The 25,269-nt window shown below is 51.4% G+C and carries 19 protein-coding genes and 1 pseudogene; 13 read left to right on the forward strand and 7 right to left on the reverse strand.

What is annotated here, in order from left to right:
* The first annotated feature begins 235 nt into the window (after window positions 1-235).
* Complete coding sequence (locus R2103_RS03175; RefSeq protein ID WP_317530087.1) at window positions 236-1,027, forward strand: adenosylcobinamide-GDP ribazoletransferase; 792 nt, start codon at window positions 236-238, stop codon at window positions 1,025-1,027.
* Here R2103_RS03175 and zapE read toward each other — a convergent pair.
* The 3 genes from zapE to R2103_RS03190 are packed head-to-tail and all read right to left on the reverse strand — an operon-like array spanning window position 1,024 to window position 4,399.
* Entirely contained in the window at window positions 1,024-2,235 is a 1,212-nt protein-coding gene (zapE, locus tag R2103_RS03180; RefSeq protein WP_317530088.1) for a cell division protein ZapE, read from the reverse strand. The genes R2103_RS03175 and zapE overlap by 4 nt on opposite strands.
* Before the next feature lie 17 nt (window positions 2,236-2,252).
* Entirely contained in the window at window positions 2,253-3,629 is a 1,377-nt protein-coding gene (locus R2103_RS03185; RefSeq protein ID WP_317530089.1) for an AmpG family muropeptide MFS transporter, read from the reverse strand.
* On the reverse strand, window positions 3,626-4,399 hold the full coding sequence (locus tag R2103_RS03190) for an exodeoxyribonuclease III (RefSeq protein ID WP_317530090.1): 774 nt from the start codon (window positions 4,397-4,399) through the stop codon (window positions 3,626-3,628). The genes R2103_RS03185 and R2103_RS03190 overlap by 4 nt, the downstream gene beginning before the upstream one ends.
* 27 nt (window positions 4,400-4,426) lie before the next feature.
* On the opposite strand from R2103_RS03190, the gene pyrE reads away from it, so the two are divergent.
* Window positions 4,427-5,071 (forward strand): orotate phosphoribosyltransferase, encoded by a 645-nt coding sequence (gene pyrE / locus R2103_RS03195; RefSeq protein ID WP_317530091.1) that lies wholly within the window; start codon window positions 4,427-4,429, stop codon window positions 5,069-5,071.
* Window positions 5,072-5,176: 105 nt separating this feature from the next.
* Window positions 5,177-5,791: a PEP-CTERM sorting domain-containing protein gene (locus tag R2103_RS03200; RefSeq protein WP_317530092.1), complete on the forward strand. Its 615-nt coding sequence runs from the start codon at window positions 5,177-5,179 to the stop codon at window positions 5,789-5,791.
* A 206-nt stretch (window positions 5,792-5,997) separates the two neighbouring features.
* On the opposite strand, the gene R2103_RS03205 is transcribed toward R2103_RS03200, so the two are convergent.
* Both R2103_RS03205 and R2103_RS03210 read right to left on the reverse strand, forming a co-directional pair.
* The gene (locus R2103_RS03205; RefSeq protein WP_317530093.1) at window positions 5,998-6,300 is read right to left on the reverse strand and encodes a HigA family addiction module antitoxin; all 303 of its coding nucleotides are present in this window, start codon (window positions 6,298-6,300) and stop codon (window positions 5,998-6,000) included.
* Window positions 6,300-6,641 (reverse strand): annotated as a pseudogene (locus R2103_RS03210) (type II toxin-antitoxin system RelE/ParE family toxin). Before R2103_RS03210 ends, R2103_RS03205 begins: the two are co-directional and overlap by 1 nt.
* Before the next feature lie 198 nt (window positions 6,642-6,839).
* Between R2103_RS03210 and R2103_RS03215 the strand changes: the two are divergent.
* The 3 genes from R2103_RS03215 (at window position 6,840) to R2103_RS03225 (ending at window position 11,368) form a co-directional block, all read left to right on the forward strand.
* Window positions 6,840-7,574, forward strand: a complete 735-nt coding sequence (locus R2103_RS03215; protein WP_317530094.1) for a hypothetical protein — start codon at window positions 6,840-6,842, stop codon at window positions 7,572-7,574.
* A gap of 187 nt (window positions 7,575-7,761) precedes the next feature.
* Window positions 7,762-8,229 (forward strand): bacterioferritin, encoded by a 468-nt coding sequence (gene bfr / locus R2103_RS03220; protein ID WP_317530095.1) that lies wholly within the window; start codon window positions 7,762-7,764, stop codon window positions 8,227-8,229.
* Window positions 8,230-8,554: 325 nt separating this feature from the next.
* Window positions 8,555-11,368 carry a CHASE domain-containing protein gene (locus R2103_RS03225; RefSeq protein ID WP_317530096.1) on the forward strand — a complete coding sequence of 938 codons (2,814 nt, stop codon included), beginning with the start codon at window positions 8,555-8,557 and terminating at the stop codon, window positions 11,366-11,368.
* Window positions 11,369-11,385: 17 nt separating this feature from the next.
* On the opposite strand, the gene R2103_RS03230 is transcribed toward R2103_RS03225, so the two are convergent.
* Window positions 11,386-11,991 (reverse strand): DUF882 domain-containing protein, encoded by a 606-nt coding sequence (locus tag R2103_RS03230; RefSeq protein ID WP_317530097.1) that lies wholly within the window; start codon window positions 11,989-11,991, stop codon window positions 11,386-11,388.
* A 50-nt stretch (window positions 11,992-12,041) separates the two neighbouring features.
* Window positions 12,042-13,679 (reverse strand): murein L,D-transpeptidase, encoded by a 1,638-nt coding sequence (locus R2103_RS03235; protein ID WP_317530098.1) that lies wholly within the window; start codon window positions 13,677-13,679, stop codon window positions 12,042-12,044.
* A 246-nt stretch (window positions 13,680-13,925) separates the two neighbouring features.
* Here R2103_RS03235 and R2103_RS03240 point away from each other — a divergent pair, with 246 nt between their 5' ends.
* From R2103_RS03240 to R2103_RS03270, 7 genes are all read left to right on the forward strand, one after another.
* Window positions 13,926-15,230, forward strand: a complete 1,305-nt coding sequence (locus R2103_RS03240) for a M18 family aminopeptidase (protein WP_317530099.1) — start codon at window positions 13,926-13,928, stop codon at window positions 15,228-15,230.
* Window positions 15,231-15,652: 422 nt separating this feature from the next.
* A complete protein-coding gene (locus R2103_RS03245) occupies window positions 15,653-16,993 on the forward strand; it encodes a SulP family inorganic anion transporter (RefSeq protein WP_317530100.1) in 1,341 nt (446 codons plus the stop codon).
* Window positions 16,994-17,129: 136 nt separating this feature from the next.
* Window positions 17,130-17,813, forward strand: coding sequence for a response regulator transcription factor (locus R2103_RS03250; protein ID WP_317530101.1), 684 nt, complete (start codon window positions 17,130-17,132; stop codon window positions 17,811-17,813).
* Window positions 17,800-19,083 (forward strand): HAMP domain-containing sensor histidine kinase, encoded by a 1,284-nt coding sequence (locus R2103_RS03255; RefSeq protein WP_317530102.1) that lies wholly within the window; start codon window positions 17,800-17,802, stop codon window positions 19,081-19,083. The genes R2103_RS03250 and R2103_RS03255 overlap by 14 nt, the downstream gene beginning before the upstream one ends.
* Before the next feature lie 151 nt (window positions 19,084-19,234).
* Window positions 19,235-20,626, forward strand: a complete 1,392-nt coding sequence (locus R2103_RS03260; protein ID WP_317530103.1) for a P-loop NTPase fold protein — start codon at window positions 19,235-19,237, stop codon at window positions 20,624-20,626.
* A gap of 318 nt (window positions 20,627-20,944) precedes the next feature.
* Entirely contained in the window at window positions 20,945-23,776 is a 2,832-nt protein-coding gene (locus tag R2103_RS03265; RefSeq protein WP_317530104.1) for a hypothetical protein, read from the forward strand.
* Window positions 23,698-25,257, forward strand: a complete 1,560-nt coding sequence (locus tag R2103_RS03270) for a hypothetical protein (RefSeq protein WP_317530105.1) — start codon at window positions 23,698-23,700, stop codon at window positions 25,255-25,257. Before R2103_RS03265 ends, R2103_RS03270 begins: the two co-directional genes overlap by 79 nt.
* Window positions 25,258-25,269: the final 12 nt, after the last annotated feature.

A 25,269-nucleotide genomic window follows, 5' to 3' on the forward strand; every position in this document is an offset into this window, starting at 1 on the left:
CGAATCCGCTAAAAGTAATGAGCACTCTACGAGATCACAAGATTAAAAAATACATACTCAATTCGCGCCCTGCCTCCATGCTGCCCAAAACTAAAGTAACCGGACCTCCTCTGTTACTTTATTAACATGCAGGTTTGTCAGAAAAAATGACTTGATATAATGTGGTGTGGCTTGGATTCTGTTCCCTGATGCAGTCACTAGCGAAAAAAACCGGTTGCCGCTACACTCAACTCCCATGACGATCCCGTCGCACACTCCTTCTCCGAATCGCCCTTTTCTCCAGCAGGAATGGCGCAGCTTTTTACTCGCGATCGGTTTCTTTACGCGCATTCCAGTCCCCGATTTGCCGGATTTTCAAGAACAAGAGCTGAATCTGGCGGCCAAGTATTTTCCTCTGGTGGGCATCATGGTGGGGGCTTTTGCCGCCCTGGTGTACATGCTTGCCAGTACAGTGTTGCCGCAGGACATTGCCGTGCTGCTCAGCATGGTTGCCACTTTACTGCTCACCGGCGCTTTCCACGAAGATGGCTTGACGGATGCAATCGATGGTCTGGGGGGTGGCTGGGAAAAGGAACAAGTGTTGCATATCATGCAAGATTCCCGGATTGGCAGCTATGGTGCGGTGAGTATTGTCATGGCGCTGTTGTTAAAATTTACCGCGCTGACGCATTTTTCGCCGCTGCTGATACCGGCTGTGCTGATTGCAGGCCATGGTGTGAGCCGTTTTTGTGCGGTGTTGGTGATGGCGACGCAACGCTATGTGAAATACGCTGGCAAATCCAAACCGCTTGCGACCGTAATGCCGCCTACCCATCTGTGTATTGCCGCTTTATTCGGTTTATTGCCGCTGTTTTGGTTGGATTACTCCTGGTATTTGGGCTTAGTGCCGGTAGTGGCTGTCTGGGTATGGTTTAGCCTCGTGATAAAAAAGCGCATCGGCGGCTATACTGGCGATTGTTTGGGCGCGATGCAGCAGCTCACTGAAATCGCTTTTTATCTGGGCGTGTTGGCCTGTACGGCTATTTAACGTGTTGCATCAATGATTTTGCCGTGACCTCTGGTCAGATAATCTTCCGATTGCATTTCCGTCAAGCGTGAGACCGTGCGCTCAAACTCAAAACCGGCATCGCCATCGCTGTACAGCGAAGGCAGCGGCACGGCGGCGGAACAGAGGAATTTGACGCCATGTTCGTACAATGCATCGATAAAATGAATGAAGCGCCGGGCTTCATCGCTGTTTTCCTTGGTGAATTGCGGGATCGCGACCATGATGACGGTGTGATAGGCGCGGGCGATGGCGAGATAATCGGCGCTGCCGAGCGGATTTGCGCACAAGCGTTTAAACGAGAAAACGGCCACGCCGCGCGCCGCTTTCGGTACAAACAAGCGGCGTCCCTGCACGATCAGTTCTCCGCTCGGCACCTTGGCGCGGTCTTCCACGCGGCGGTCGGTGAGGCGGAAGAATGCCGCCGATAACTGCGCAGTGGTTGCCGCATTGATGGGGAAATAATAGGTTTCCGCGCCTTGCAAGCGGTTGTAGCGATAATCGACCGGTCCTTCGAGCGGAATAATATCCAGCTTCTCCTTGATCTGCTCGATAAAAGGCAGAAAGCGCTGGCGGTTCAAACCATTCTTGTACAGGTCATCGGGTAGGCGGTTGGATGTTGCGACCACCACCACGCCCTGGGCGAACAATTCCTTGAACAGCCGCGTCAACACCATGGCATCGGCGATATCGGTGACTTGCAATTCGTCAAAGCACAAAAGTTGTGCTTCCTGGATGATTTTCCGCGCAATAAATGGCATGGGATCGTCATCGTTGGCGCGTCCGCCTTGCTGGATCTTTTCGCGTGCGGAAAGCTCGTGCCAGGCTTTGAGCCGTGCGTGAATATCCAGCATGAATTCGTGGAAATGCACGCGCCGCTTGGCTGTGACCGGCGCCACCGCATAAAACAGATCCATCAGCATCGATTTGCCGCGCCCGACACCGCCGTAGAGATAAATCCCTTTCGGCGCCGGTTTGCTGTTGTTTAGCCAGCCGAACAATACCGTCGATAAACGCGATCTGGAGCGCTCGCCGCGCGCGTGTCCGGCCGGAAGATCGAGCAAATCCTGGTATAGGCGCTCGAGTGCGGCTACTGCGTGGGCTTGACCGGCATCCGGTTTCAGTTCGCCCGCTTCGATCAGGGCATGGTATTCCGCTTCGGGGCCGTTTTTTTGTGATGCTTGTGACATGGATGAATGATGGTGGTTTATTCGCTGGAATGGGCAAATGTTGCTTGTCCAGCCAGCCAAACCAGGATTAATACCGGCAGGCCCAATAGCGCAGTGGCGATGAAGAAGCTTTCGTAACCGTAAGCGTCGACGAATTGACCGCTGAAACCGGCGATGAACTTCGGCAACAGCAGCATCACCGAGCTGAATATCGCATATTGAGTCGCCGAATACGCTGAGTTGGTCAAGCCGGACAAGTAAGCGATAAAAGCACTGGAGGCGATACCGGCGGAAAGATTATCGGCCGAGATGGTAAACACCAGCCCGCTGACATCGTGGCCGCGTCCGGCGAGCCAGACAAACAGCAAATTGGTCGCGGCGGATAACACGGCACCGAGAAACAGTGTGCGCATGATGCCGATTTTTGCCGTCAGCACGCCGCCGATCGCGGCTCCGGCGATCGTCATGATCACGCCGTACACTTTGGAGATCGTGGCGACTTCGTCCTTGCTGTACCCCATATCGACGTAAAACGGATTGCTCATCACGCCCATGACGACATCGGAAATGCGGTAGATGGCGATCAATCCCAAAATCAACAAAGCCTGCCGTCCATGCCGCACGATAAAATCGCGGAATGGCGCGATCAGTGCGCCGTACAGCCACACCAGCAGATTGCCGATGCGTGCAGGCAATTGCCACTTCGCAATGGCTTGGCGGGCGATTTTCTCATTGTCGGAAAGCAACCGGCTGTACGGCACATCCGGTTCGCGGATGATCAGCGTCGTAATCATCCCGACCGCCATGCTGACCGCCATCACCAAATAAGCGAAGCGCCACGGCGCGTGGTCGTAAGTATCGGCCGTTGTATCAATCGCAGCGGCGATCCACAGCACACCGGCGGAAGCCAGAATCATCGCGATACGGTAACCGGCTTGATAAGTCGCTGCCATCGCGCCTTGTAATTCCACTGCGACGGCTTCGATGCGGTAGGCATCCAACGCGATGTCCTGAGTCGCCGAAGCAAACGCCACCGCGAGCGCGAAGAAAACCAAATGTGTCAGATTGGCGGCCGGGTCGGTCACGGCCATGCCCATCAGCGCGCAGGTAATGACGATTTGCGACAGCAACAGCCACGCACGGCGGCGGCCCAGCCAGCGCGTCAGCAGTGGCAGCGACATGCGGTCGACCAGCGGCGACCACAGCCATTTGAAACTATACGCCAGCCCGATCCAGCTCAAATAGCCGATGGTTGCGCGGTCGATGCCTGCTTCGCGCAACCAGAACGACAACGTGCCCATGATCAGCAGCAGCGGCAGCCCGGCGGAAAATCCCAGCGACAGCATGCCAAGCACGCGCGGGTGCGTGTAAACCCGCAGCGCCTGCAACCAGCTGGACGGTGCCTGAGAAGTCATAACAGGTGGTCGTAATCGACGATCAACGGCGCATGATCGGAGAAGCGTTCGTCTTTGAAAATCGAGGTGCTACGGGCTGTTTGCGCGATGGCGGGTGTGGCGATCTGATAATCGATACGCCACCCGACGTTTTTCGCCCAAGACTGGCCACGATTCGACCACCAGGTGTACTGATCGGGTTCGGTGTTCAAGCGGCGGAATACATCGACAAAACCGATTTCATCGAACACATTCGTCAGCCAGGCTCGTTCTTCCGGCAGGAATCCGGAGTTTTTCTGATTCGAACGCCAGTTTTTCAAATCGATTTCCTTGTGCGCGATATTCCAGTCACCGCACAAAATGATTTCCCGTCCGCTGGCCATCAGGCTTTGCAACACCGGAAGAAATTGCTCCAAGAAATAGAACTTTGCCGTTTGCCGATGCTCACCGCTGGAGCCGGACGGCAGATAAAGCGACACGATGCTCAGATTGCCGAAATCCGCTTGTAAAAAACGGCCTTCGGCGTCGATATCTGCAACGCCGATGCCTTCGATAATGCGATCCGGTTTTTTGCGCGTATAAATGCCCACACCGCTATAGCCTTTTTGCTCGGCACAATGAAAATAACCGTGATAATCGTCCGGCGCTTGCATCTCGGCGGAGAGATCGGGCAACTGCGCTTTCAATTCCTGCACGCACACCACATCCGCCGTTTGTTGGGCCAGCCAGGGGAAAAAGCCTTTTTTCGCCGCCGCGCGGATGCCATTGAGGTTAAGCGTTATAATTTGCATCTTTTTTATTTCGGGATGGTTAAGTGTATGTCCGATTTCCGGCAAGCCTTCATTCAATTCGCCATCGAGCGCAACGTGCTGTGTTTTGGCGAATTTAAAACCAAAGCGGGGCGCATGTCACCGTATTTTTTTAACGCAGGACTCTTCAACGATGGCGATGCCTTACGCAAACTCGGGCAATTTTACGCCAAAGCGATCGCCGATGCCGAGCTTCCGTTCGATACCCTGTTCGGCCCCGCTTATAAAGGTATCCCGTTGGTCAGCACCATTGCTATCGCTCTGGCGGAAATGGGCAAGAACTATCCGTTTTGTTTCAACCGCAAGGAAGCCAAGGATCATGGCGAGGGCGGTGTGCTGGTCGGTGCGCCGATGCAAGGCCGCGTGCTGATCGTCGACGATGTCATCTCCGCCGGTACCTCGGTGCGCGAATCGGTCGAATTGATCAAAGCCGCAGGTGCAACACCCGGCGGCGTCGTGATCGCGCTCGACCGCATGGAGCGCGGCACCGGCGAGCTTTCTGCGGTGCAGGAAGTGCAACAGGCGCACGGTCTGACAGTCACACCGATCATCGATCTGGACGATCTGGTCGCTTATTTGCATCACCATCCGGAACTGGCGCAGCACTTGCAAGCGGTGCAACGCTACCGGGATCAGTACGGCGCGAATTATTAATTGCATTTTTCGCTACCAGGTTTGACTCTGCATTCTTCTTTCGCTACATTAACTTCTCGCAACAAAGTGTTTATTTTTAAAAAACTTTCCATAAGGAGCGTTTCAATGAAAAAATCACTCGTCAGTGCATCCTTGATGTTGTGTTTAATCGGTGGTACCTCGGCGCATGCCACAGTAACGCTGTATACCTCGCAAGCCGATTATTTGGCGGCGGTCGGAGCAACAACCACCTACATCGACTTTGCCGGATCTCCGGCGCTGACCGTCAACGGCGGCAGCTTCAGCCCGGCGGTCACGTTCGGAACCTGCGACCTCGGACTGGCAAGTTGCAGTTCCAGCGTGTTTCATAACAGCGACGGCATCACCGATACCGGCGGCGTCGCTGCACCGAATTTTGTCGCGGCAGTTGGCGGCCACTTCACCAATCCGGTGCACGCTTTTGCTTTTAACTACATCAGCGGCGGTATGGGTTCCATCGAATTGAACGGATCGACAATCGTTCCGGTTGGCAGCACAACCTCGGGATTTGTCGGCATCGTATCGACGGACCCGATTGATGGTTTTGTCGGACTCAATTACATTTTTCCATCCACCGGCGGCCGTGACCGCTATTTCATCGACGATTTCTACATCAACCCAGTCCCGGAACCCGGCGTATGGGCGATGTTGCTCGCTGGTTTGGGCTTGCTGGGATTCCGTATGGCCAGAACTCGCCGATAGGTTTTCGTTTTTGAATTGGGTGGAGTCAGAGACTGTTATGGCGGGACAGGACTCCACTCGTAAAGTAAAACCTTACAGGATCATTCCTCATAACAGCCGTTTTTATATCAAGATTGTGTTGTGTTTAAGTGTTGCAGGCGGTACGTATGTTAGGGTAAATTTTTGATAAAAAATAAAAAATAAAAAATAAAAAAGAAAGAATCTATTTAAGCGATTTCAAATTTGATTGGTTGCAAATCATCGGTATTGATTGTCTGGCGGGCTTTCCACAAATCATAATGATTTTGCAGCAATAACCAGCTTTCAGGCGATCTGCCCAGTACCTTGGAAAGCCGGATCGCCATTCCCGGTGAAATATCGGAAATGCCGTTGATTAACCGGTTGAAAGTACTCACGGCCACACCCAATCGCTTGGCGATTTGATTGGCGGAAATATCGCCGAACGGATCGATGTACGTTCTTTTAATCAATTCGCCGGGGTGCGGCGGGTTAAATTGCTGAATTGTCATTAGTGATAATCCTCGTAATTCACCACATAAGCATCGCCGTCTTCAAAGCGGAAAACGATGCGCCAGTTTTTATTCACATCAATGGCTCAATGGCCTTCCAGTTCGCCTTTCAGTTGATGAAGCCGGTAACCCGGGATATTCATATCGTCGATAGTCACGGCCGCATGCAGAAACGCCAATCGATCACGGATTTTTTCAGCATGCGCGATTTGAATACCTGCCATGCTACCGGTGGTAAAGAATTTTTCCAGTCCTTTATGCTTGAAACTTTTGATCATATGGGTATGCACATTATAAGATAATTCATTGTTCTGCAATATGGAATGTAACTTGGCAGTCATTGATTCAAGGCTTGCGGTTAGAAATATCCAGGATAGTCACCTAGGGCGGATTTGGAAGCAGCGGAAAAACTGATCGATACTTGTGGCTACCATCGTCGTGATGAAGAGTTGGCCGATGCTAAGCGAGCTTTGTTCGATTGATTTTTATGAGAATATTTATTCATTTCGACATCACAAAAACAATCAAGGAGTCTGAGCATGCTGAAACAGGTTTGTATCTATATCTCCATCGTACTCCTGTCCAGTTGTGCGACGCAGCAAAGTAGCATTCAACACGATACTATCGCTGTCTACAACCGTGCAGTCGATGACTCCGCAGTTGCGGAACAGACCGAAATCAACGACCGGCTTTTCGCCATCAATTCAGCGAATCAAGCGTTGCAATGGAAGGACGGCAAGGTGCTGGTGGTAAGCTGGAAGAGCAAGTCTTCTTTTGAATCGAACTATAAGAGCCAGACGCATACCGCGCCGCAGGAGAAGTATGTGACTTGGGTGACGGCGGCGCCCCAGTTGCAGGCGTTTTGCCGGGATTTCGTCAAAAATAATCCGCATGGGGATCTCAATCAGCGGTTGAAGCAATATTTGGGGCTCAATCCGGATTGGCATTACGAGGTGTTTATCGAGTTGTGGGTCGATCCGGCGGATGTGTTCCGGCCTTGTGTCGATCCGGAGATTGACGACGCCAGTTGTCAGCTCAAATTTGCCGAAGACAAAGTTCCAACGGTGAAGAATATCGCCGATTATCCGGCTTTCTACAAGAATCTCTATTTCAATGATTTCCGCTATCGCCCCGGCGTGCCGTGGACTGGGTTGGGTTACACCTACGATTGGGGTAATCCGGCAAGCCGTGTCGGCGCGAGTGAGTATATTCTCAGTCCAAACTCACCGTATCAAATCGAGCGGGTCGTGGAGACGGCCGAGTATTGCCGCTAATAATCAACTAAACCTAATGATAACGGTATCAAGAATTATTATCGTTTTTAATCAATAATTTGTTGTTGTTTTTGTAGATTCCGGCTCGTATAATGCCGAGTGTCTGCAAAATATTTCACGGCTCTTGTGCGCTGAGAAATCTGCCAAGAGCTGCCTGTGTCATCCAATCGCGTTAAGGAGCAACATCATGAAAGGCAATTCCAAAATTATCGATTTGCTGAATAAATTGCTGGCTGAGGAATTGACGGCCATAGATCAATATTTCGCCCATTCGCGCATGTATGAGGATTGGGGATTCAGCAAGCTGTATGAACGCATTGATCACGAAATGGACGATGAAAAGCAACATGCCGATCAGCTGGTTAAACGGATTCTGCTGCTCGAAGGCGTGCCGGTGATCGGCAACCGCAGCGCGTTGCGGATTGGCCGGGACGTGCCGGAGATGTTGCAGAATGATCTGGCGCTGGAACGTTCGGTGATTGTCGCGTTACGCGACGCTATCGCGATTTGCGAACAGGAACGCGATTATCAAACGCGGGAAATTCTCGAGAACTTGTTGGCCGAAACCGAGGAAGACCATGCGCATTGGCTGGAACAGCAATTGGGATTGATCAACCGGGTAGGGCTACAGAATTATTTGCAATCGCAGATGTGATTGTGGATGTATCGCTCATGCTGCAAGGAATGGACTGCGTCATGAGCGATCGCTTCAAACTGGTTTCGTATTCACGAAATCACGACCGGTCAGGATTCACCTGGTAGCCTGAACAATAGATCCTCAACCGGCTACCGGTTGTTGCAACGAATACCCTCTGAAATTTGTCATTGCTTGCGGAATCAGAAAAACGCATTCCGGGGTACGATTCCGCATATAATCACAACGTTAGTGCAGCTTAATCCGCTATTGGCCGGATCAATCCTCTTCTATAACCAATTTTATTTGCATGCTGGATCAGACCCGAACATCAACTGGAGTGTCTTTGCAGATCATACGGCACAATGCTTTTGCGGCTACCGGTTATGCCTTGTTAGGCTTCCTGGGGTTGTTGCTTGCGATTCCGCCGGGTTATGCGAGTCCGGTGTTTCCCGCCGCTGGTTTGGCGCTGGCGCTGACGCTGGTGTCGGGTTATCGCGTGTTACCGGGCATCTGGATCGGTTCGATGGGACTCAATATCTGGGTTGCATGGAATCATAACGTTTTCACGCAGGATAGTATCCCGATCGCTGCGTTTTTAGGCGTGGGCGCGATGCTGCAAGCCGCGATAGGGGCTTGGCTCGTGCGACGGTATATCAAGGACCGCTGGCAAACGTTGATGCGGGAACAAGAGATCTTCGCTTTTTTTCTGCTGGGTGGCCCGTTGTCTTGCGTGATCTCAGCCAGTGCCGCGCATCTGACGCTGTTTTTTTCTGGCGCTATCCATGCGGACGATATCTCCTGGTCGTGGTGGAACTGGTGGGCCGGTGATACTTTCGGGGTGCTTGTCTTCGCACCATTGTCGCTGGCTTTTTTCGGCAAGCAATCCTACTGGAAAACGCGGAAGACCGTCATTGCACCCATTACGCTGATTCTGGTGGTGTTGATCGTGACTGGGTTCGTTAACACATCGAAACTCGAAAACAGGCAACAGCAAGCGGAAATTCAAGGCATAGGACAAAATATCGCTTTCCAGTTACAGGAACGTTTCAATGCCTACAACGAAACGCTATCGGCATTGCGGCGCTTGGCCGAGCTGAATCCGGCTATGAGCTTCCAGCAATTCGATTACTTTACCCAAGAAATACTACAGGAATCTCAAGGTATTGCAGGATTAAGCTACAATTATTTTGTGCGTGACCGGGACCGGAAACACTTTGAACGGGCTCAATCCGGAGGTGTTCCCGGGGAACCTTTCCGGATAACCGAAATGGATGCGCAGGGCGAATTAACCGTAGCAAGCAAGCGGCCGGAGTATATTGTCGTGACCTATATCACGCCGCTTGGAAGCAATCAAAAAGCGATCGGTTACGATATTTATTCCAATCCTATTCGAGCAGAAGCCATTGACCGCGCCCGGCATTCCGGACGGCCAGCAGCGACCGGTCTGATCAATCTGGTACAGGATCAGCACAATAAGGCCGGCATATTGGTACTGCACCCTACCCACCGCCAGAATTTTGATCAAAATGGCAAGGAACATTCGCCGGAATTTATCGGTTTTGTGGTGGGTGCATTGAAAATTCCCGATATGGTCAACTCCGCTGTTGGTAACGTTGCAGCACCCGGTATTGTTTTTCAACTACGGGATTCTGCCGGGCAACGCGACAGTCAACTGTTGTTCAGTTCTGCGCCGGGAGTTGCAGCAGATCCTTATTTCGATTGGCGGACAACATTGATGATGGCCGATCGCAGCTGGGAATTGGTCATTTTTCCGGATGCGAAATGGCTGAGTGCGCACCGGCCATGGCAGGCTTGGGCGCTGTGCTTCGCCGGGTTGCTCGTGGCCAGCATGCTGCAAATGCTGATGCTGGTCACTACAGGCCGGACTCTGCTGATTCAGGAAACCGTCGATGAGCAGACGGCGCAATTGCGCGCGAACAGCGAAGCGCTCCGGCAAGCTATGGTCGCGGCGGAATCGGCCAATTTGGCCAAGAGTCAGTTTCTGGCCACCATGTCGCATGAAATCCGCACACCGCTGAATGGCATTCTGGGTATGGCCTACCTGCTTCAAATGCCGGACATCAACGATAACGAGCGATTGGATTATGCCCGGGTGATCATCACTTCCGGCAATAACTTGCTGGTCATACTCAACGATATCCTTGATTTGTCCAAAATCGAGGCCGGACAGATCAAATTGGAAAGTCATGTTTTTGACCCCGGGCAACTGATGCTGGAAACTGCGGCACTATTTGCCGAGAGCGCGAATATGAAGGGACTGGCACTCGATGTGTCATGGCACGGAGAGCCGCACATGCGCTACTGCTCGGATTCGTTCAGAATAAGCCAGATGCTGGCCAATCTGGTCAACAATGCCATCAAGTTTACGCCGCAAGGTTTCGTGCGTATCGAAGCACGCGAACTCAGAAGTGCATCCGCGGAAACCTTGCTGGAATTTGTGGTGACCGATAGCGGCATTGGCATTCCCGCGGACAAGTACGATAAATTGTTTAAACCATTCTCCCAAGTGGATGCCTCGACCACCCGTCAATACGGCGGTACCGGTCTTGGATTATCCATCGTGCACCATTTGGCCAAATTGCTGGGAGGCAGCGTTGGCGTCGAAAGCCAGGAAGGCAAGGGCACGAGAATATGGTTCCGGGTCCGTGCTAACCCGGCCAGTGGCGGCGATGCAGACAATCTTGCCGCAAGCGATACCCGTATCACCGGCGAAGTGCCGGTAAGAACAGCTGCTCCGCAAACCGGGGTGATTTTAGTGGCTGAAGATAATGCGATCGGCCGCACGGTCATCGTTGCTTTACTGGAGAAACAAGGATTCCGCTGCAAAGTTGTTGAAAATGGACAGGAAGCGGTGAATGCAGTGATACAGGGATTGCAACCGGCGCTTGTGCTGATGGATTGCGAAATGCCGGTGATGAACGGGTATCAAGCGACAGAGAAAATCCGGCAATGGGAACGGGAAACTGGAAAAGCGCATCTGCCTATCATTGCTTTGACTGCGAATGCCTTCGAGGATAACCGTCAGCGCTGCTTTGCCGCGGGTATGGATGATTTTCTGGCCAAACCCGTCAATATGAATCTGCTGGTGGTGACGCTGAACAAGTGGATCAATCGGTTCACCGGCTCCAATCGCTAGAAAGATTATTCAATCCGTTACCAGTAACGGAAATTGCCCGTATCCAAGTGAACAAAGTTGGAAGAAGGATAATAACCGACGCCACCGGCTTGCAGTGACATCGCAGCAGAACGGATATCGGAGAGTTTGCGGCCTGGCAGGCGGATGTCGATGGCTTTGCCGTGCGTATGCATGCTGTTTTTGGCGACGCCGCCGCTTTGTTCGGCCAGTTTGGCATTGGTGGCAGGTGAACGGTAGGCGGAGATGACGTGGAATTCTTGCCGGGTGCCTAAGCGGTGTTGCAATAAATAGAGTAAGTCGAACAGGTCGGGATCGATGGAACGCCGGTCGCCGGTGCGGTGATCGCGCAATACGTGGTTGATCGCGCGCATGCCTTCGGGAATATAGCGGCCATTGGCCCAAAAAACGGCTTGTGTGCGCTCGCCGGTATGTAAGTTAAGGAAACTGAGTTTCTTTTCAAATGGTCTTCTGATTGCTGCATGCACGGTCGATGCCGTCATGGGTAGCGCCAGTGCGGCGCATGCGCCTAATCCTGCACGTAAAAAACGGCGGCGGCTTAATTCTGGTGTTTGTTCTGATTCTGATTTTGATGAGTTTGCTTGATTGAATAAACTTCGTATCATCGGCTGTTTTCTCCCTGAAAATCTTGCGAATGTGTGCGAATAATCAATTGCTACCAGCGAGCATAACGCAAAGTGCTTGAATCCCGGTCATAAATATCGGGGTAAAAATGTACTAATTTGTCTGGCCCATTAGTCCAGGCCGTAATATACACTAAGTAAATCGGCAGCGGTTTAGGTAAATGCGTGGTGATGGTTTTGTCGCCTTCCATGTTTTCCGTGAATTTTTCCCATAAACTTTCTTTATTCAAAGCGAAAGCCGCCAATTCCAGCGGCTTTTCCAGCCGGATGCAGCCAGAGCTGAACGTGCGAATATCTCTCTGGAACAGCGATTTGGATGGCGTATCGTGCAGATAGATATCGAAAGAATTGGCGAACATGAACTTAAGCCGGCCCAGCGCGTTGTGCTTGCCGGGATCCTGGCGCAGGACATAAGGGAATCCTCGCTTGAGGCTATGCCAGTCGATGGTGTCCGGGTCGATGGGTTCGCCATTGCGGTTATTGCCGGGATAAATCTTGAAACCGCCATTCGTAAAGAACATCGGGTCGCTTTGCTGTTTCGGCAGCAGATCCTTGACCGCAATGCTGACCGGAACGTTCCAATAGGGATTGATCACCATGTGCGACAACGCGCCGTTGAAACTGGGCGTGCTGCGGTAATCGCGCCCGACGATGATGCGCATATCCAGCACTTGCTCGTCGTTTTCAAACGCGGAAAGCTTGAAACCGGCGGTATTCACCAGCAAATAGCGCGCCCCCAAATTTTCCGGCAGCCAGCGCAAGCGCTCCATGTTGATGCGCAGCTGGCGGATTTTCCAGGTCAGCGGCCGGTTCATGGCGCGCAGGGTGTTTTTGCCGATCACGCCATCGCTGTTCAAACCATGCTGCGCTTGAAAGGCCTTCACTGCCGTCACCAGCTCGGGATCGTAGTGCTGGTTTCCGCTGGCGGCGATGTGATATTCGGCAACACCGTCGGCCGCATACGCTTGCACCATGCGCTGGCGGATCAAGGGAATGTGCGGGTGTGTGTCGCCCGGCCGTATCGAGGGTGAACTGGGAATATGCACCCACTCGGTGTGATTACCGGCGAGCTGGCGGTAGTGTGCCAATGTTTGCTTGAGCGACTGATAACCGGGATGCTTCGGGGATAGTTCATCGAACGCTTGGTGCAAGCGGTTTTTCTTGAGCGCTTCCTGCAAGAATGCGACGGCATCGAAGGTACGCTGTGGGATGTGCCAATCCTTGTCAGCCGCGGCGGCTGTCAAATGACCGCGCGCTAAATCCCGCGCCAGCATCAGCACGGCATGCGTTGTCAGCACTTCCAGCTCGACCGCTGCGGATGACGATTGTCCGGCGTGATGCTGCAATTGCTGTAAATGTTGTAGTTGATAATCTTCGCTATCCAGCCCTTCGGTTTCCGCGCTGGCGATAAACGTTAACGCCGTGTCGAGCAAGGAAGATGCCGGGTTTGCCGTGACCCATACCGGCTGGGAATTCCGCGCGGCATAGAATCGTTGCAAGTCGGCAAGCCCGTTTTTGTTTAGCGAAAGCGCCGAAGGTTTTGCGAGTTGCCGTTCGATTTCTTTTGCATCCGCGATCAGCGCGAGGGTGATCGATGGATTGAACAGAAGAAACAAACAACAGAAAAACTGAAAATGCGGTAAGAAAAGTTTATTTTGAAAGCGAGGCACGCAGCGGTTCCTTTGCTGGACAGTGTTATTAAATGTAGTTGCCGGGATTTTATCATCAATGCCGTGTTGCCACGTACCGGCCTGAAAGGTGCAATCACCGTCCATTTCTAAATTTTTGCGGTCATTGGCTCCAAACATTTTCTGATAGCAGCACATTTGACTGTATCCGCGCCTTTCCGTATATTTTTCCCGCAACAAAAACGGTTTCCCGTTTCCCTGTATAACGCATTGAGAAAAATACCAATCATGATAGCCCAACAGCACGTGCAGCATTTACTGGATTTCATCGACCAAAGCCCGAGTCCCTGGCACGCGGTAGCTACGGTCGAGGCGGCGATTCAGGCAGCACAATTTACCCGCCTGGACGAAACCGCCAAATGGTCATTGCAAGCGGGCGGGCGCTATTACGTGGTGCGCGACGATTCGTCGATTGTGCTGTTTGTGGTGGGAAATAAAGCACCGGCTGAATCGGGATTCAAGATCGTCGGCGCGCACACCGATTCGCCGGGATTCCGCATCCGGCCGAACGCCGCGACTGCGAGCGACGGCCTTGCCCGGCTTGGCGTCGAAATTTACGGCGGGCCGATCCTGGCGACCTTTGCCGATCGCGACCTGAGTTTGGCCGGGCGGATCAGCTACCTCGATGAGCAAGGAAATCTCGCTTACAAACGAGTACGCTTCGACCGGTCATTGCTGCGTTTGCCGAATCTGGCGATACACATGAACCGGGGTGTCAATGAGGATGGTTTGAAGTTTCACAAGCAGAACGAATTGCCGCTGCTGTTCGCGCAATTGACCGGCGGCCAATTGCCGAAACCTTACTTTCTGCAACTGCTGGAACAAGCAACGGGCATCGGCGCCAAGCAACTGTTGTCGTGGGATCTGGCGGTGTACGATACGCAGAAGGGTGCGTTCTGGGGTGCGAACGAGGAATTTTACGCCGACAGCCAGATCGATAACCTGGCTTCCTGCCACGCCGCGCTGCAAGCCATGCTGGACGATAGCGTGCTGAACCATGCGGAAAGTACTTTGGTGTGCGCGTTTTTCGATCACGAGGAAATCGGCAGCGAAAGCCATATCGGTGCGGCTGGTAGCTTTTTGTCCGATGTGTTGCAACGCGTCAGCATCGCGGCTTCATCCGAGCGCGAAGACACGGCACGGGCGCTGGCACAGAGTTTCTTGATCAGCGCGGACATGGCGCATGCTTATCACCCCAACTTTCCTTCGGCGTACGACGCCGATCATCGCGTTTTCGTCAACAAAGGCCCGGTGATCAAATCCAACGCCAACCGCCGCTACAGCTCCGAAAGCGTGTCGATTGCGCATTTCATCCGCTGGTGCGAGGAAGCCGGTGTTCCCCATCAACGCTACTCGCATCGCAGCGACCTGCCGTGCGGCAGCACCATCGGCCCGATCGCCTCGGCGAAACTCGGCATCCGCAGCGTCGATATCGGCTGCCCGATGTGGGCCATGCACAGCATCCGGGAAAGCGCCGGTGTGCAGGATCATGAATATATGATTCAAGTGTTGAAGCGGTTTTTTAGCGATTAGGCACGGCAATTATTTCAAGAGTGTAAGCGCTTTTAAGGCGCTTACAGTTGTTGTAGCGAATTCCACCATCATATCGTGCCGGTTTCAGCGCTGCGCATCGTTCACAACCCCAGTGCAAGTACCGCAACAATGGATTGATTCGTCTGTTGTGGCCGTAGTCTGACTTTCTTTTAAGTATATTTGTCGTTAGGAAAGCGTGAATATCCGAAGGCAGCAAGGTATATCAAACTATTTAAGAGTTTTCTTAACAAAGTCTTAACGTAGATTTTACGAAAATTTTACATCAATTAAGATATAAGTAAATTGTCAAGACAATAAATCTTATAACCGATAATCAGTAAGAGGAGAGCTACACAATGGAGTCTCGAACATTAAATCTCTTGTTGTTCATTGTTATTTAATTTTATTGGGGGAAACAGTTTATGAAATCGCAAACAATAGAGAAATTGTTGCCTGGCGAACAAACAGCTACAGCTCCTGTAGCGAAGAAAGCCGGTTCCGCCGCTTTTCAATCGCAATACCTGTTACGCGATACTGCCGCAGGTTTCATTACCGGTGCAATGGCGATTCCGCTAACGGTCGGTATTGCGATCATGTCCGATTACCCAATCAAAGTGGGGCTGGCAACGGTCGCTTTTGCTTCCTTCATTGGCTGGATTAATGCCTGGTTCAAGCCAGGTAACTACATCGGTTCACCGGGTATCGCCGCGGGTTTGGCGCCGGTGCTGGCAATGGGCGTTGCTACTTTTGGCTGGGAAAATATGGCGTTTTGTATTTTTCTGACAGCGATCATGCAAGCCATTATCTGGAAATTCAATTGGCAGCGGTACCTGCTGGTCGCCGTTCCGGTTTATCTGGTGGAAGGATTGCTGGCCGGTGTGGGATTAAAAATATTGCTGAAGTTTTCGGAATTTACTTATGAAATTTCAGATACGCTGGTTACCGAGGAATTCTGGAATAGTGCGCGTATTCAAATGGTAGCGATCTCAGGTGCGGGTCTTGCGGTATTTTTATTGCTATTCTCCAAATTTAAGAATACGCAACCTGCCATTCCCTATTTCGTGCTCATTGTCGGCGGTGTCATCTTGGCCCGGTTTGTCAACGTGCCGATGATTTCCGTGCAAGATGTCGATCTTCATTTGCGCTTGCCATTGCCGCAAGCAGACGTATCTTTCTTGATGCTGGCCTATATGGTGCTGTTTTGTGCCATGCTGGCGATTGTTGACGTCATCGAACAGGTCATGAGTAATGCGGCGATCGAGAAAATCGATCCATTACAGCGCAAAACCAATAGCAATAATAGTTTGCTGGCTATCTGGATTGCCAATCTGGGGTCCAGCTTCTTTCATGGCATGACCAATCTGGACGGTTTGGCTAAAAGCACGACGAATAAGCTCGCCGGAGCAATGACCAAGTTTTCCGTGTTGATCATAGGATCAGTGGTTTGCTTCTTTACCTTCAATACCCATTATCTTAACTATTTGCCCAAGTTCTCACTGGCGGCGATCATGATGTTTACCGGGTATAAAATGATTGCCGGATTGGTGCATGTGACGCACTATGGTCCTTATGCGGTGGTACTTTCTTTTTTAACCGCTGGGCTGGTTTATAAAGTGGGTATTTTTGAAGGTTTGCTGATTGCAATGGTATTACACGGTATCATTCATTTTATGGTGTTTACCAAACACGACAACTTGTCAGGCAAAACGGTCGTTAAGCGGTACTTTGATAATCTAAGGAAAGATAGCAGCAATCTGCAGTAACATTTCGTTGTTATTTTCTTAGGAATCAGCGTACAGGGGGCGGACTAGCAAATCCGCCCTTCGTTGGCTGGGCGTGCGAAGCTGCTTGGCGGAAACCTGATTAATTCTTCTGGATTTTATTGGGTAAGGATGCGTCATGAAAGTGCTTGTCATAGAAGATAACCAAGATATCGCTGCCAGTATTCGCGATTATCTGGAGAACTTAAACTACTCAGTCGACATAGCCAGCGACGGTATGACCGGATTGAATCTAGCGATTACGAAAGATTATTGCGTGATCATCCTGGATCTCGGGTTACCGGATATCGATGGCATTGATATCTGCTACCGGATTCGCCATGACGCACGCCGCTCAATTCCGGTGCTCATGCTGACCGCCAGAGGCTTACTGGAGAACAAATTAGAAGGTTTTGAATCAGGTGCGGATGATTATTTGGTCAAGCCTTTTTCCTTGAAAGAACTCGCAGCCCGGATCAAAGTATTATCCGAACGCATTGCCCGTGTGCCGGATGCACGATTGCAGATCGGCGATCTCACGCTCGATGCGAGCACGCACGAAGTCTATCGCGCGGGCAAACGGATAGAACTCAGCTCGTCATTATTCCGGTTACTCATGTATCTGATGCAGAATCCACACCGCGTCATTACCAGGGAAGAATTGGAGCGTGCCGTTTGGCAGGGTCATCCGCCAGACAGCGATGTTTTGCGAACCTATCTTTTTAATCTCCGGCAGCTCGTTGACCGGCCGTTTGATCAGCCTCTTTTGCATACGGTACGCGGTTTCGGGTTCAAGATTACGGACAGGAATGCAGAAGACTAAACGGCTGAGCCGCAGCATTATCCTGTCGTTTCTATTACTGGGTACCGTGATCACACTGTTACTCGGTTTGAGTCTGGTCGTTGCATTGAAAACGATTGAAATCAACATACTCGATGAAATACTGCATGCCGAGCTTAAACGGTTCCAGCAGCAAGGCAATGACGCACAGAAATCCGGATTCTCGCATTCGCGCTCAACCATCGTCATTTATTCCGCACTGCCGGACGAAACGGATACTATTCCAGAATACCTGCGTAACCTTCCTCGCGGCATTCACGATGTCACATACAATGGCCGGGACTATCGCGTGCTGGTCGAAGATATCGGTGATGCGCGTTATGCCATCAAATTTGACGACACCAGCATCCATAAGCGTGAACTTGAATTCATCCGTCTCGTTGGATTGTGTGCATTCATTACCTTGCTGATCGCGTTTATCTTTGGCTGGGGAATGGCGCATTATGTGATCAGCCCCATCAGACGGCTGGCCTATCAAGTCATGGCGTTTAAGAATCAACCCGGCGAGGTTCTTGATTTATCCGAATTTGGCAATGACGAGATAGGCGTTCTGGCGCACAAACTACAGCATTATCATCAGCAATTACAGCAACTGCTGAGCCGCGAGAAAGAGTTTGCCAGCAACGTCAGTCATGAGTTACGAACACCCGTTACCAGCATCAGCATGGCGGCAGAGGTATTGGCGACTAAAAAGGATTTGTCCGCGGCGGAACATGAGCGGATTCAGCGCATTCAACGCGCCGCCGGAGAGATGTCCGAGCTGATCGAAACTTTCTTGATATTGGCGCAGATTCATAACGAACCGACGGATATTGGCACGCACAAAATGGGGCCTATCGTCCGCAAGGTGATCGAGCAGCAACGGGTGTGGCTGGGCAATAAGCCGGTTGAAGTTGTTGTCGAGGAGGATGGCCGGTTAGCCGTATCGGCGCCTTCCGGTATCCTAAGCGTTTTAGTCGCCAATCTGGTGCGCAATGCATTCCGTTACACCGAGCGAGGCAGTGTGGTGGTGACGCTGGAACCCGATCAATTCACCGTTACCGATACCGGTGTGGGTATCGATCCCGGGATGCAAGCGCAAATATTCAAAGGGTACGCGGTATACAATCCCAACAACTCGGATAGAGTCAGACTGGGTTTGTCGATCGTTCAGCGCATCTGCGAGCATTACAACTGGACCATTTCGGTTGAAAGCACAAAGGGGCAAGGTAGCCGGTTTACGGTTAAGGGTTTTGGAAGAGAAAGGGGGTAGAATCATGGAATTATCCGCAGTATTGACACCCGCGCCGGAAGGCGGCTATGTCGCTTTCAACCCCGAAACCGGTACGATCACGCAAGGCGACCGTGGAAGTGGCATTGATTAACCTGGCTAAAGTAATCCAGCTTTACTTATAAAATCCATCATGAATTTTAAGTTATCGCCCATAGAAATACCTGATGAAGATCCATTTAAAAATGATGCGTTGAATCGCAAGGCTGCCATTCACACTCTTACTTCATTGATTGGTAATCTGAATGGTCCGTTCGTTTTGGCTATTGATTCCCCATGGGGCACTGGAAAGACCACATTTATACAGATGTGGCAAGCACACTTAAAATTGAATGAATACATTTGTATTTACTTTAATTCGTGGGAATCAGATTTCGCTTCAGATCCGTTAATTGTTTTTCTTGGTGAAATAGAAAACTTTGTTAAAGCTTCTGGCTTATCTACTACTGAATTTAATGAGGTATTTGAGAAAACAAAGAAAATAGCAACTGGCGTTGCAAAACGTGCACTTCCTGTTGCAGGCAAGATACTGACAGCAGGGCTTCTTGAGATGGATGATTTCTCTGAGAAGGCATTGTCAGAATTGTCTTCTGATCTCGTAAAAGATGCTATTGATGAGTATCAGGCATTAAATCATCTGAACAAGAAATTTCATGTGTCCTTAACTACTGCTGTAGAAAAACTAAAGGCTTCCAAGGGTTCTAAGGATAAGATAATTATATTTGTTGATGAAATCGATCGCTGTAGACCAACATATGCAATCGAATTACTGGAAAGAATTAAACACTTATTTAATGTGCCGAATGTGATTTTTGTACTGTCATTAGACAAAGATCAGTTGAATACAAGCCTTTCTGTTGTTTATGGTCAAGAAATTAATGCTGATGAATATTTACGTAGATTCATCGATCTTGAATTTTCATTGCCAAAAGCAAATGCTGCGCAATTTACCAGACATTTGTATCGAAAATTTGATTTCCTCAGTTTCTTCTTAAATAGACAAGATGGGCAGCATGAGGAAAAAGATTTAGTTGAGTTATTTACTGAATTATCTGACCTATTTGATTTAAGCTTAAGAGCTCGTGAACAGTGTTTCACGAGGATTCGAATTGGTATGATGACCACTCCATCAGATTATTATTTTTATCCTGTTTTAATAGTAATCCTCGTAATACTAAAAGCAGTTCGGCCCTCAATCTATCAAAAATTTATATCGAGTGCTGGTACCGCAAGCGATGTATTAAATTGCATACGTGGCTTACCTAACGGTGAAAATTACCTCTTTCAAGAGCATTCAGGTGCTTTAATTGAAAGCTATCTCATTGCAGCAAAATGTGATCCGAGGGTTGCTAATGCAGAACTGGAGCATCATCAACAAATTTATGTAGATCAAGCCATTGATTTTAAAATAAGACAACGATCTCAAAAAATTTGTAATGTAGTCAATAGTATTAATCAAAAACACAGTGGCAAGTTAGACAGGTATGTTATTGATAAAATTGATTTAATCACTCAATTTAATTGAGCGATTAAATTGCTCTTAATTATCAATAAAAGGCTTCTCTGCAAAATTACCCCAAATCGACTTTCAAACCCCAGCTGCCGCTTATAAAAATCTGCTTTAATTTCGAGCAAATCGATTTCATCATTACTTTTAGGACTGAGAACAAGTTGGATTCGCCGAAATAACGATCAGATCTCATAGATACTAATCCACTATGCCTAACAAGGATGGTGGAGATACGCCCCTCGCCGTTTGACGTCCCCGCCGCTTTTGCCTATAGTCGCAATTAGATGTGTTCCCTATCCTTACCGGCAATATTCAACGAAAGGAGCATCCGTCATGAAGAAAATCAACGACTTTTCGCGGTACAAAAATATCCTGCCTTACGATAGCGAGATCTTCGGTGTGTATCAGCCGATGATCGGCTGGAAATCCAAGCGCATCAAGCAACGTATGGACAAGGGTTTCAGCGCGGACTTGAGCAAGGTACGCGATCAGCTGTTCAAGCGTTTTCGCGGCGATTTCGAGATGGTGCTGGACGAACGTGGCGTGTTGCAGAAGATCTCGCGATTGGAAACGGGCGGCAGCGATGTGCCGCGCAAGGGGCCCCATGGTGCAATGGGTAGTTTTGTCATTGAGAATCTCACGCGCGAGTTGCCGCCGCTGGAGCGTTACGACGAGCGCATCTGGGACAGATTGATCGATGCCGATCGCATCAAGACGACATTGAGCCAGGATGTGATTCCCAAAGTGACGGAATGGTACAAGACTGCGCAGGACGCGCGGGCGAATCCTCGTAGCGTGGAAGTTGCCAACGAACTGGCGGCGGAGCAATTGCAGCGCGAATCCACGGTGGCGGGTTATGTGCTGCACTTGAAGCAAACCAAGCAGTACGACACCCTCAAGCAGTTGTTCTACAAGCAGGACAATCAACTGGCGAATCTGCAAAAGCTGCTCAGTTTCAAGGACCCGCTCGATTACATGGATCCGTTCAAGGATCTCGACCGCGCCGGATTGTCACCGATCGGTATCGTGCATTTGTTCCGCCAGTATTTCTTTGAGTTCGATACGTTTCTCGGTCCGGCGGTCGGGCATGTCTGGCTCAGTCCGGGCAGCAGCGTGGAACTGGTCGAAGTCAGCACGCGCCGGACGTTGGTCGAGCGCACGCTGGAAACATCGTTGGAAACGGTGCTGAGAACCGAAAAGTCGCTGACCGAGGAAGACGAGTTGTCGCAGGCGGTGAAGGAAGACAACAAGTCCGATACCAAATTCGGCATGAACGCCACCGCCAACCAAAGCTGGATCGGCGGCAGCGCCAGCGCGTCCGCCAGTATCGATATGGCCAATACGCAATCGAAGGCGCGAGAAGTTTCGCACAAGCACATGCGCCAGCAGACCGAAAAAATTTCCACCGAGATCCGCAAGAACTATAAATCCACTTTCCGCACCGTCACCGAAACCACCGATACCTCGAGCAAGCGTTACGTGCTGAACAACACGACGCCCGATCTGCTCAATTACGAGATGCGCCGCAAAATGCGTCAGGTCGGCGTGCAGGTGCAGGATATCGGTACGTATTTGTGCTGGCAGACGTATGTGGACGATCCGGGCCGCCAGCTCGGTATCGCCAAGTTGGTGCATCTGGCCAAAGGCCCCGAGGTGGGTGAGATACCGCCGCCGGAAGCGATTCCGATGCCGCAACCGGTGACGACCGACTTGAGCATCGATATTCCGTTTGTGCCGAAAACCGAGGATACGCTGCCGGAAGACGATATGGACGAAGTGTACCGCGAAGGCAAGGAAGTGAATCTGGATGACAATGAAGGCGAACCGGAGCAGATTCAATGGAAGTTTGGCGGTTTCAAGGCGCAATGCGATCAGCCGGGTTACGAATACGGTGAAGCCGGTTTCATCAGCTTTGACTATGGCGGCAGCGATATCCGCTTACAGTTGGACGAAGTGCAGGAGGACACGCCCGGCGCGATCCGTTTTTCCGTCAGGGTCAAGCATGTGAACTTCCACAATGTGTCGCCGTTGCGCGTGATTGCCAAGATTACCTGGCAACCGGGCAAAAAGCTGAACGACGAGGTCACCGCGCAGAACGAACTGAAAATCAAGGAATTCAACGAGAAAACCAAGTTTGAGTACGAACAAGCGTTTGTTGAAGCGGCGCGCGACCGCATCAACAAGATGTCGCGCATCGAAACGCGCAAGTTCGAGGATTTGCGCGAGGAAGAACGCATCGTGGTGTACCGCAGCCTGATCCAGGATATGCTGACCAAGGGGCTGCCGATGCCGGACGACCGCACGCGGCATGTGGTGTCGGAACTGCTGAATACAATTTTCGATATCGACAAGATGCTGTACTTCGTTGCACCGGAATGGTGGCGGCCGCGCTTGCACCACAGTCATCAAGGCTTGGGCGGCATCCGCAAACCATCTTCCGTTACACCCGCGCCGGTGAGCGCCGCCGCTGCGGGCGGTTCGGTTCATACGCAAATCAAGAGCAAAGCGGCCAAGAACCTGATCACCGTTGCGGCTGCGGTAGCGGAAAACACGCGAATTGCGTCGATGGATACCGTGACCTGGGGCGGGGTGCACGATAACCGGGTGGATAACTACTACATTACCGAAGAATCCGATCCCGCCAAGCTGGGGTCATCATTGGGCTGGCTGTTGCAACTCGATGGCGACAACATGCGCAATGCGTTCCTGAATGCGCCGTGGGTCAAAGCCGTGATTCCGATCCGTCCCGGCAAGGAGCGCGCGGCGATGAACTGGTTGCAGCGCTTGCATGTGGAAGGCACCGAAGGGCTGGACGATAACTACGTCGCACCTGCGGATGAGCTGGCCAAAATCCCGCACAGCGGCCCGAACGTGACGATCCGCGATGCCATCAATCATTTGTGCGATGTGGTCGCGGATAAACACGCCAAGTCGATGAAAGTGGGGCGATATCCCGGCGATGAAATCAACGACGATAACCGCGTTTCCGCCACGCCGGTCGACAAGGTGTATGAGCACGGTTTTTATCCGCTGCAAGGCGGTTTCCGTGCGCTGCAAGGTGGCGAGGATTTCGAGGTGTTCGATCAATGGGTGGAGGTGTTGCCGACCGATCAGGTCGTGCCGGTACCGGTGGCTTACGATCCGAAAACCGGGCGGCAGTTGTAGGCATGGCCGATTTCGAGGTGCAGTTTGCCGATCCGCCGTTCATTGAACCGTCGGCGCAGGAAGCGGCTTTCGGCTGGAAGAACAACGAAGTCGTAGTGTTTCGCGGCGCCAATGAGTCTCAGGTTTTGCAGCCCGACGCCAGCGGATCGTGCAAATGGTCGAGTGGCACTACCGATCCTTGGAGTATTTCCGATATCCGCCGACGCGTGTTGAATGTGCCGTATGCGTGGCGAATGATCGGCCAATCGGCGTTAATTCCCAAGGTCGAGGCCGGTACGCCATTGCGTGCTGTTGTATCGGCACGGTCCCGGTTGTCGCTGTGGACGGGATTGGCCAATTTCACCAAGCGTGTGGCGGTCGCGCATAAAATCGAAGGCCAGATTCCATCGGCGCAGCAATATGAATCGTTCATGAGCAAATTTTGCTCAGGCCTGGATGATATTTCGCTGATCGCCACGATTAGCAGACGGCTGGATGGTTCGGTCGATCTCTCTCCGGAGCTGGCTGTGTTCGGCCACGTGGTTGGCAATAAACCCGGCAAGGAGCGCAATTTTGTTGAGCTGGCGCTCAAGAACTTGATCGCCGCTTGCCATTCGCTCGGCATTCAAGTCACTGCCGGTTATGAAGTGCGTGACGACTTCGGCAAACAAACACAGGGCAATTTTGTGTCGTTCATCACGTCACGCAATTCCGATATGACCGATCACGCCAACCGCATCCGCGATGTGCTCGATACCTGGGATTTCGATGGCGTTGGTTTCGATATCGAGGTGAACGGTATTGGCCCGAGTGAACAAAGCGATACCATGAAAGCCTGGTTCAAACAGGGTAAAACGATCAAGGACTGGGTGGTTGCGAGACCCACATCGTCCGATCCGGCCGCCAAGAAGGAACAAGCTGCGGCGGATAATATACGCATCCTGTATCACACGCTAGCGCAATTGCTAATTACCAAGAAACGGTTTGTGTCGTACGCCACGGCGGCGTTTGTGGATGCCAAGTCGGGCAAGTTTGATGATGGTGTTTATATTTTCGGCCACACCCGCGTACAGCCGATCGGGCTGGCTGCGGGGCGCGCCAATGTGATCGCGCGGATTATGGCGTACGACGAAGGGTTTCAGGCAGGGGGCGGGAAAAAAACAGAAAAATCTGCCCCTGTGCAGGATTCTCTGACGAAACGCCATGTGCAAATCCTGAAGTCGATCACCAGCGCCGGTATTCATCCATCGGTAGTACAGTTAGGCATCAAGATGGAAAGTCTGAAGGATTTTGGCATGAAAAGCGGGCATATGACCGTCGCCCAAGCGGTGGAACGTTGCGTCGATTTGCGCCGTTTTCGTACCGGACTCATCACATTTTCGGGCAGTAACAGTTCGCCTGCCGACGAAGTGGCGGCATTCGCCCGCTACGACAAAGTGCTGAATGAATCGGAATTTACTCGGCGGCACTTTCTCGGCGTGCCGTTCCAGGCGCCGCATTGAGAAGCCGGTACA

Source organism: Nitrosomonas sp. Is24 (assembly GCF_033063335.1).
GTDB lineage: Bacteria > Pseudomonadota > Gammaproteobacteria > Burkholderiales > Nitrosomonadaceae > Nitrosomonas.

Coding starts and splice junctions, on each gene's coding strand:
- R2103_RS03245 (WP_317530100.1), top strand. CDS start 15,653: ATGAAATCGCAAACAATAGAGAAATTGTTGCCTGGCGAACAAACAGCT.
- R2103_RS03200 (WP_317530092.1), top strand. CDS start 5,177: ATGAAAAAATCACTCGTCAGTGCATCCTTGATGTTGTGTTTAATCGGT.
- R2103_RS03190 (WP_317530090.1), bottom strand. CDS start 4,399: ATGCAAATTATAACGCTTAACCTCAATGGCATCCGCGCGGCGGCGAAA.
- R2103_RS03175 (WP_317530087.1), top strand. CDS start 236: ATGACGATCCCGTCGCACACTCCTTCTCCGAATCGCCCTTTTCTCCAG.
- R2103_RS03240 (WP_317530099.1), top strand. CDS start 13,926: ATGATAGCCCAACAGCACGTGCAGCATTTACTGGATTTCATCGACCAA.
- bfr (WP_317530095.1), top strand. CDS start 7,762: ATGAAAGGCAATTCCAAAATTATCGATTTGCTGAATAAATTGCTGGCT.
- R2103_RS03255 (WP_317530102.1), top strand. CDS start 17,800: ATGCAGAAGACTAAACGGCTGAGCCGCAGCATTATCCTGTCGTTTCTA.
- R2103_RS03230 (WP_317530097.1), bottom strand. CDS start 11,991: ATGATACGAAGTTTATTCAATCAAGCAAACTCATCAAAATCAGAATCA.
- R2103_RS03270 (WP_317530105.1), top strand. CDS start 23,698: ATGGGTGGAGGTGTTGCCGACCGATCAGGTCGTGCCGGTACCGGTGGC.
- R2103_RS03260 (WP_317530103.1), top strand. CDS start 19,235: ATGAATTTTAAGTTATCGCCCATAGAAATACCTGATGAAGATCCATTT.
- R2103_RS03215 (WP_317530094.1), top strand. CDS start 6,840: ATGCTGAAACAGGTTTGTATCTATATCTCCATCGTACTCCTGTCCAGT.
- R2103_RS03205 (WP_317530093.1), bottom strand. CDS start 6,300: ATGACAATTCAGCAATTTAACCCGCCGCACCCCGGCGAATTGATTAAA.
- R2103_RS03250 (WP_317530101.1), top strand. CDS start 17,130: ATGAAAGTGCTTGTCATAGAAGATAACCAAGATATCGCTGCCAGTATT.
- zapE (WP_317530088.1), bottom strand. CDS start 2,235: ATGTCACAAGCATCACAAAAAAACGGCCCCGAAGCGGAATACCATGCC.
- pyrE (WP_317530091.1), top strand. CDS start 4,427: ATGTCCGATTTCCGGCAAGCCTTCATTCAATTCGCCATCGAGCGCAAC.
- R2103_RS03265 (WP_317530104.1), top strand. CDS start 20,945: ATGAAGAAAATCAACGACTTTTCGCGGTACAAAAATATCCTGCCTTAC.
- R2103_RS03185 (WP_317530089.1), bottom strand. CDS start 3,629: ATGACTTCTCAGGCACCGTCCAGCTGGTTGCAGGCGCTGCGGGTTTAC.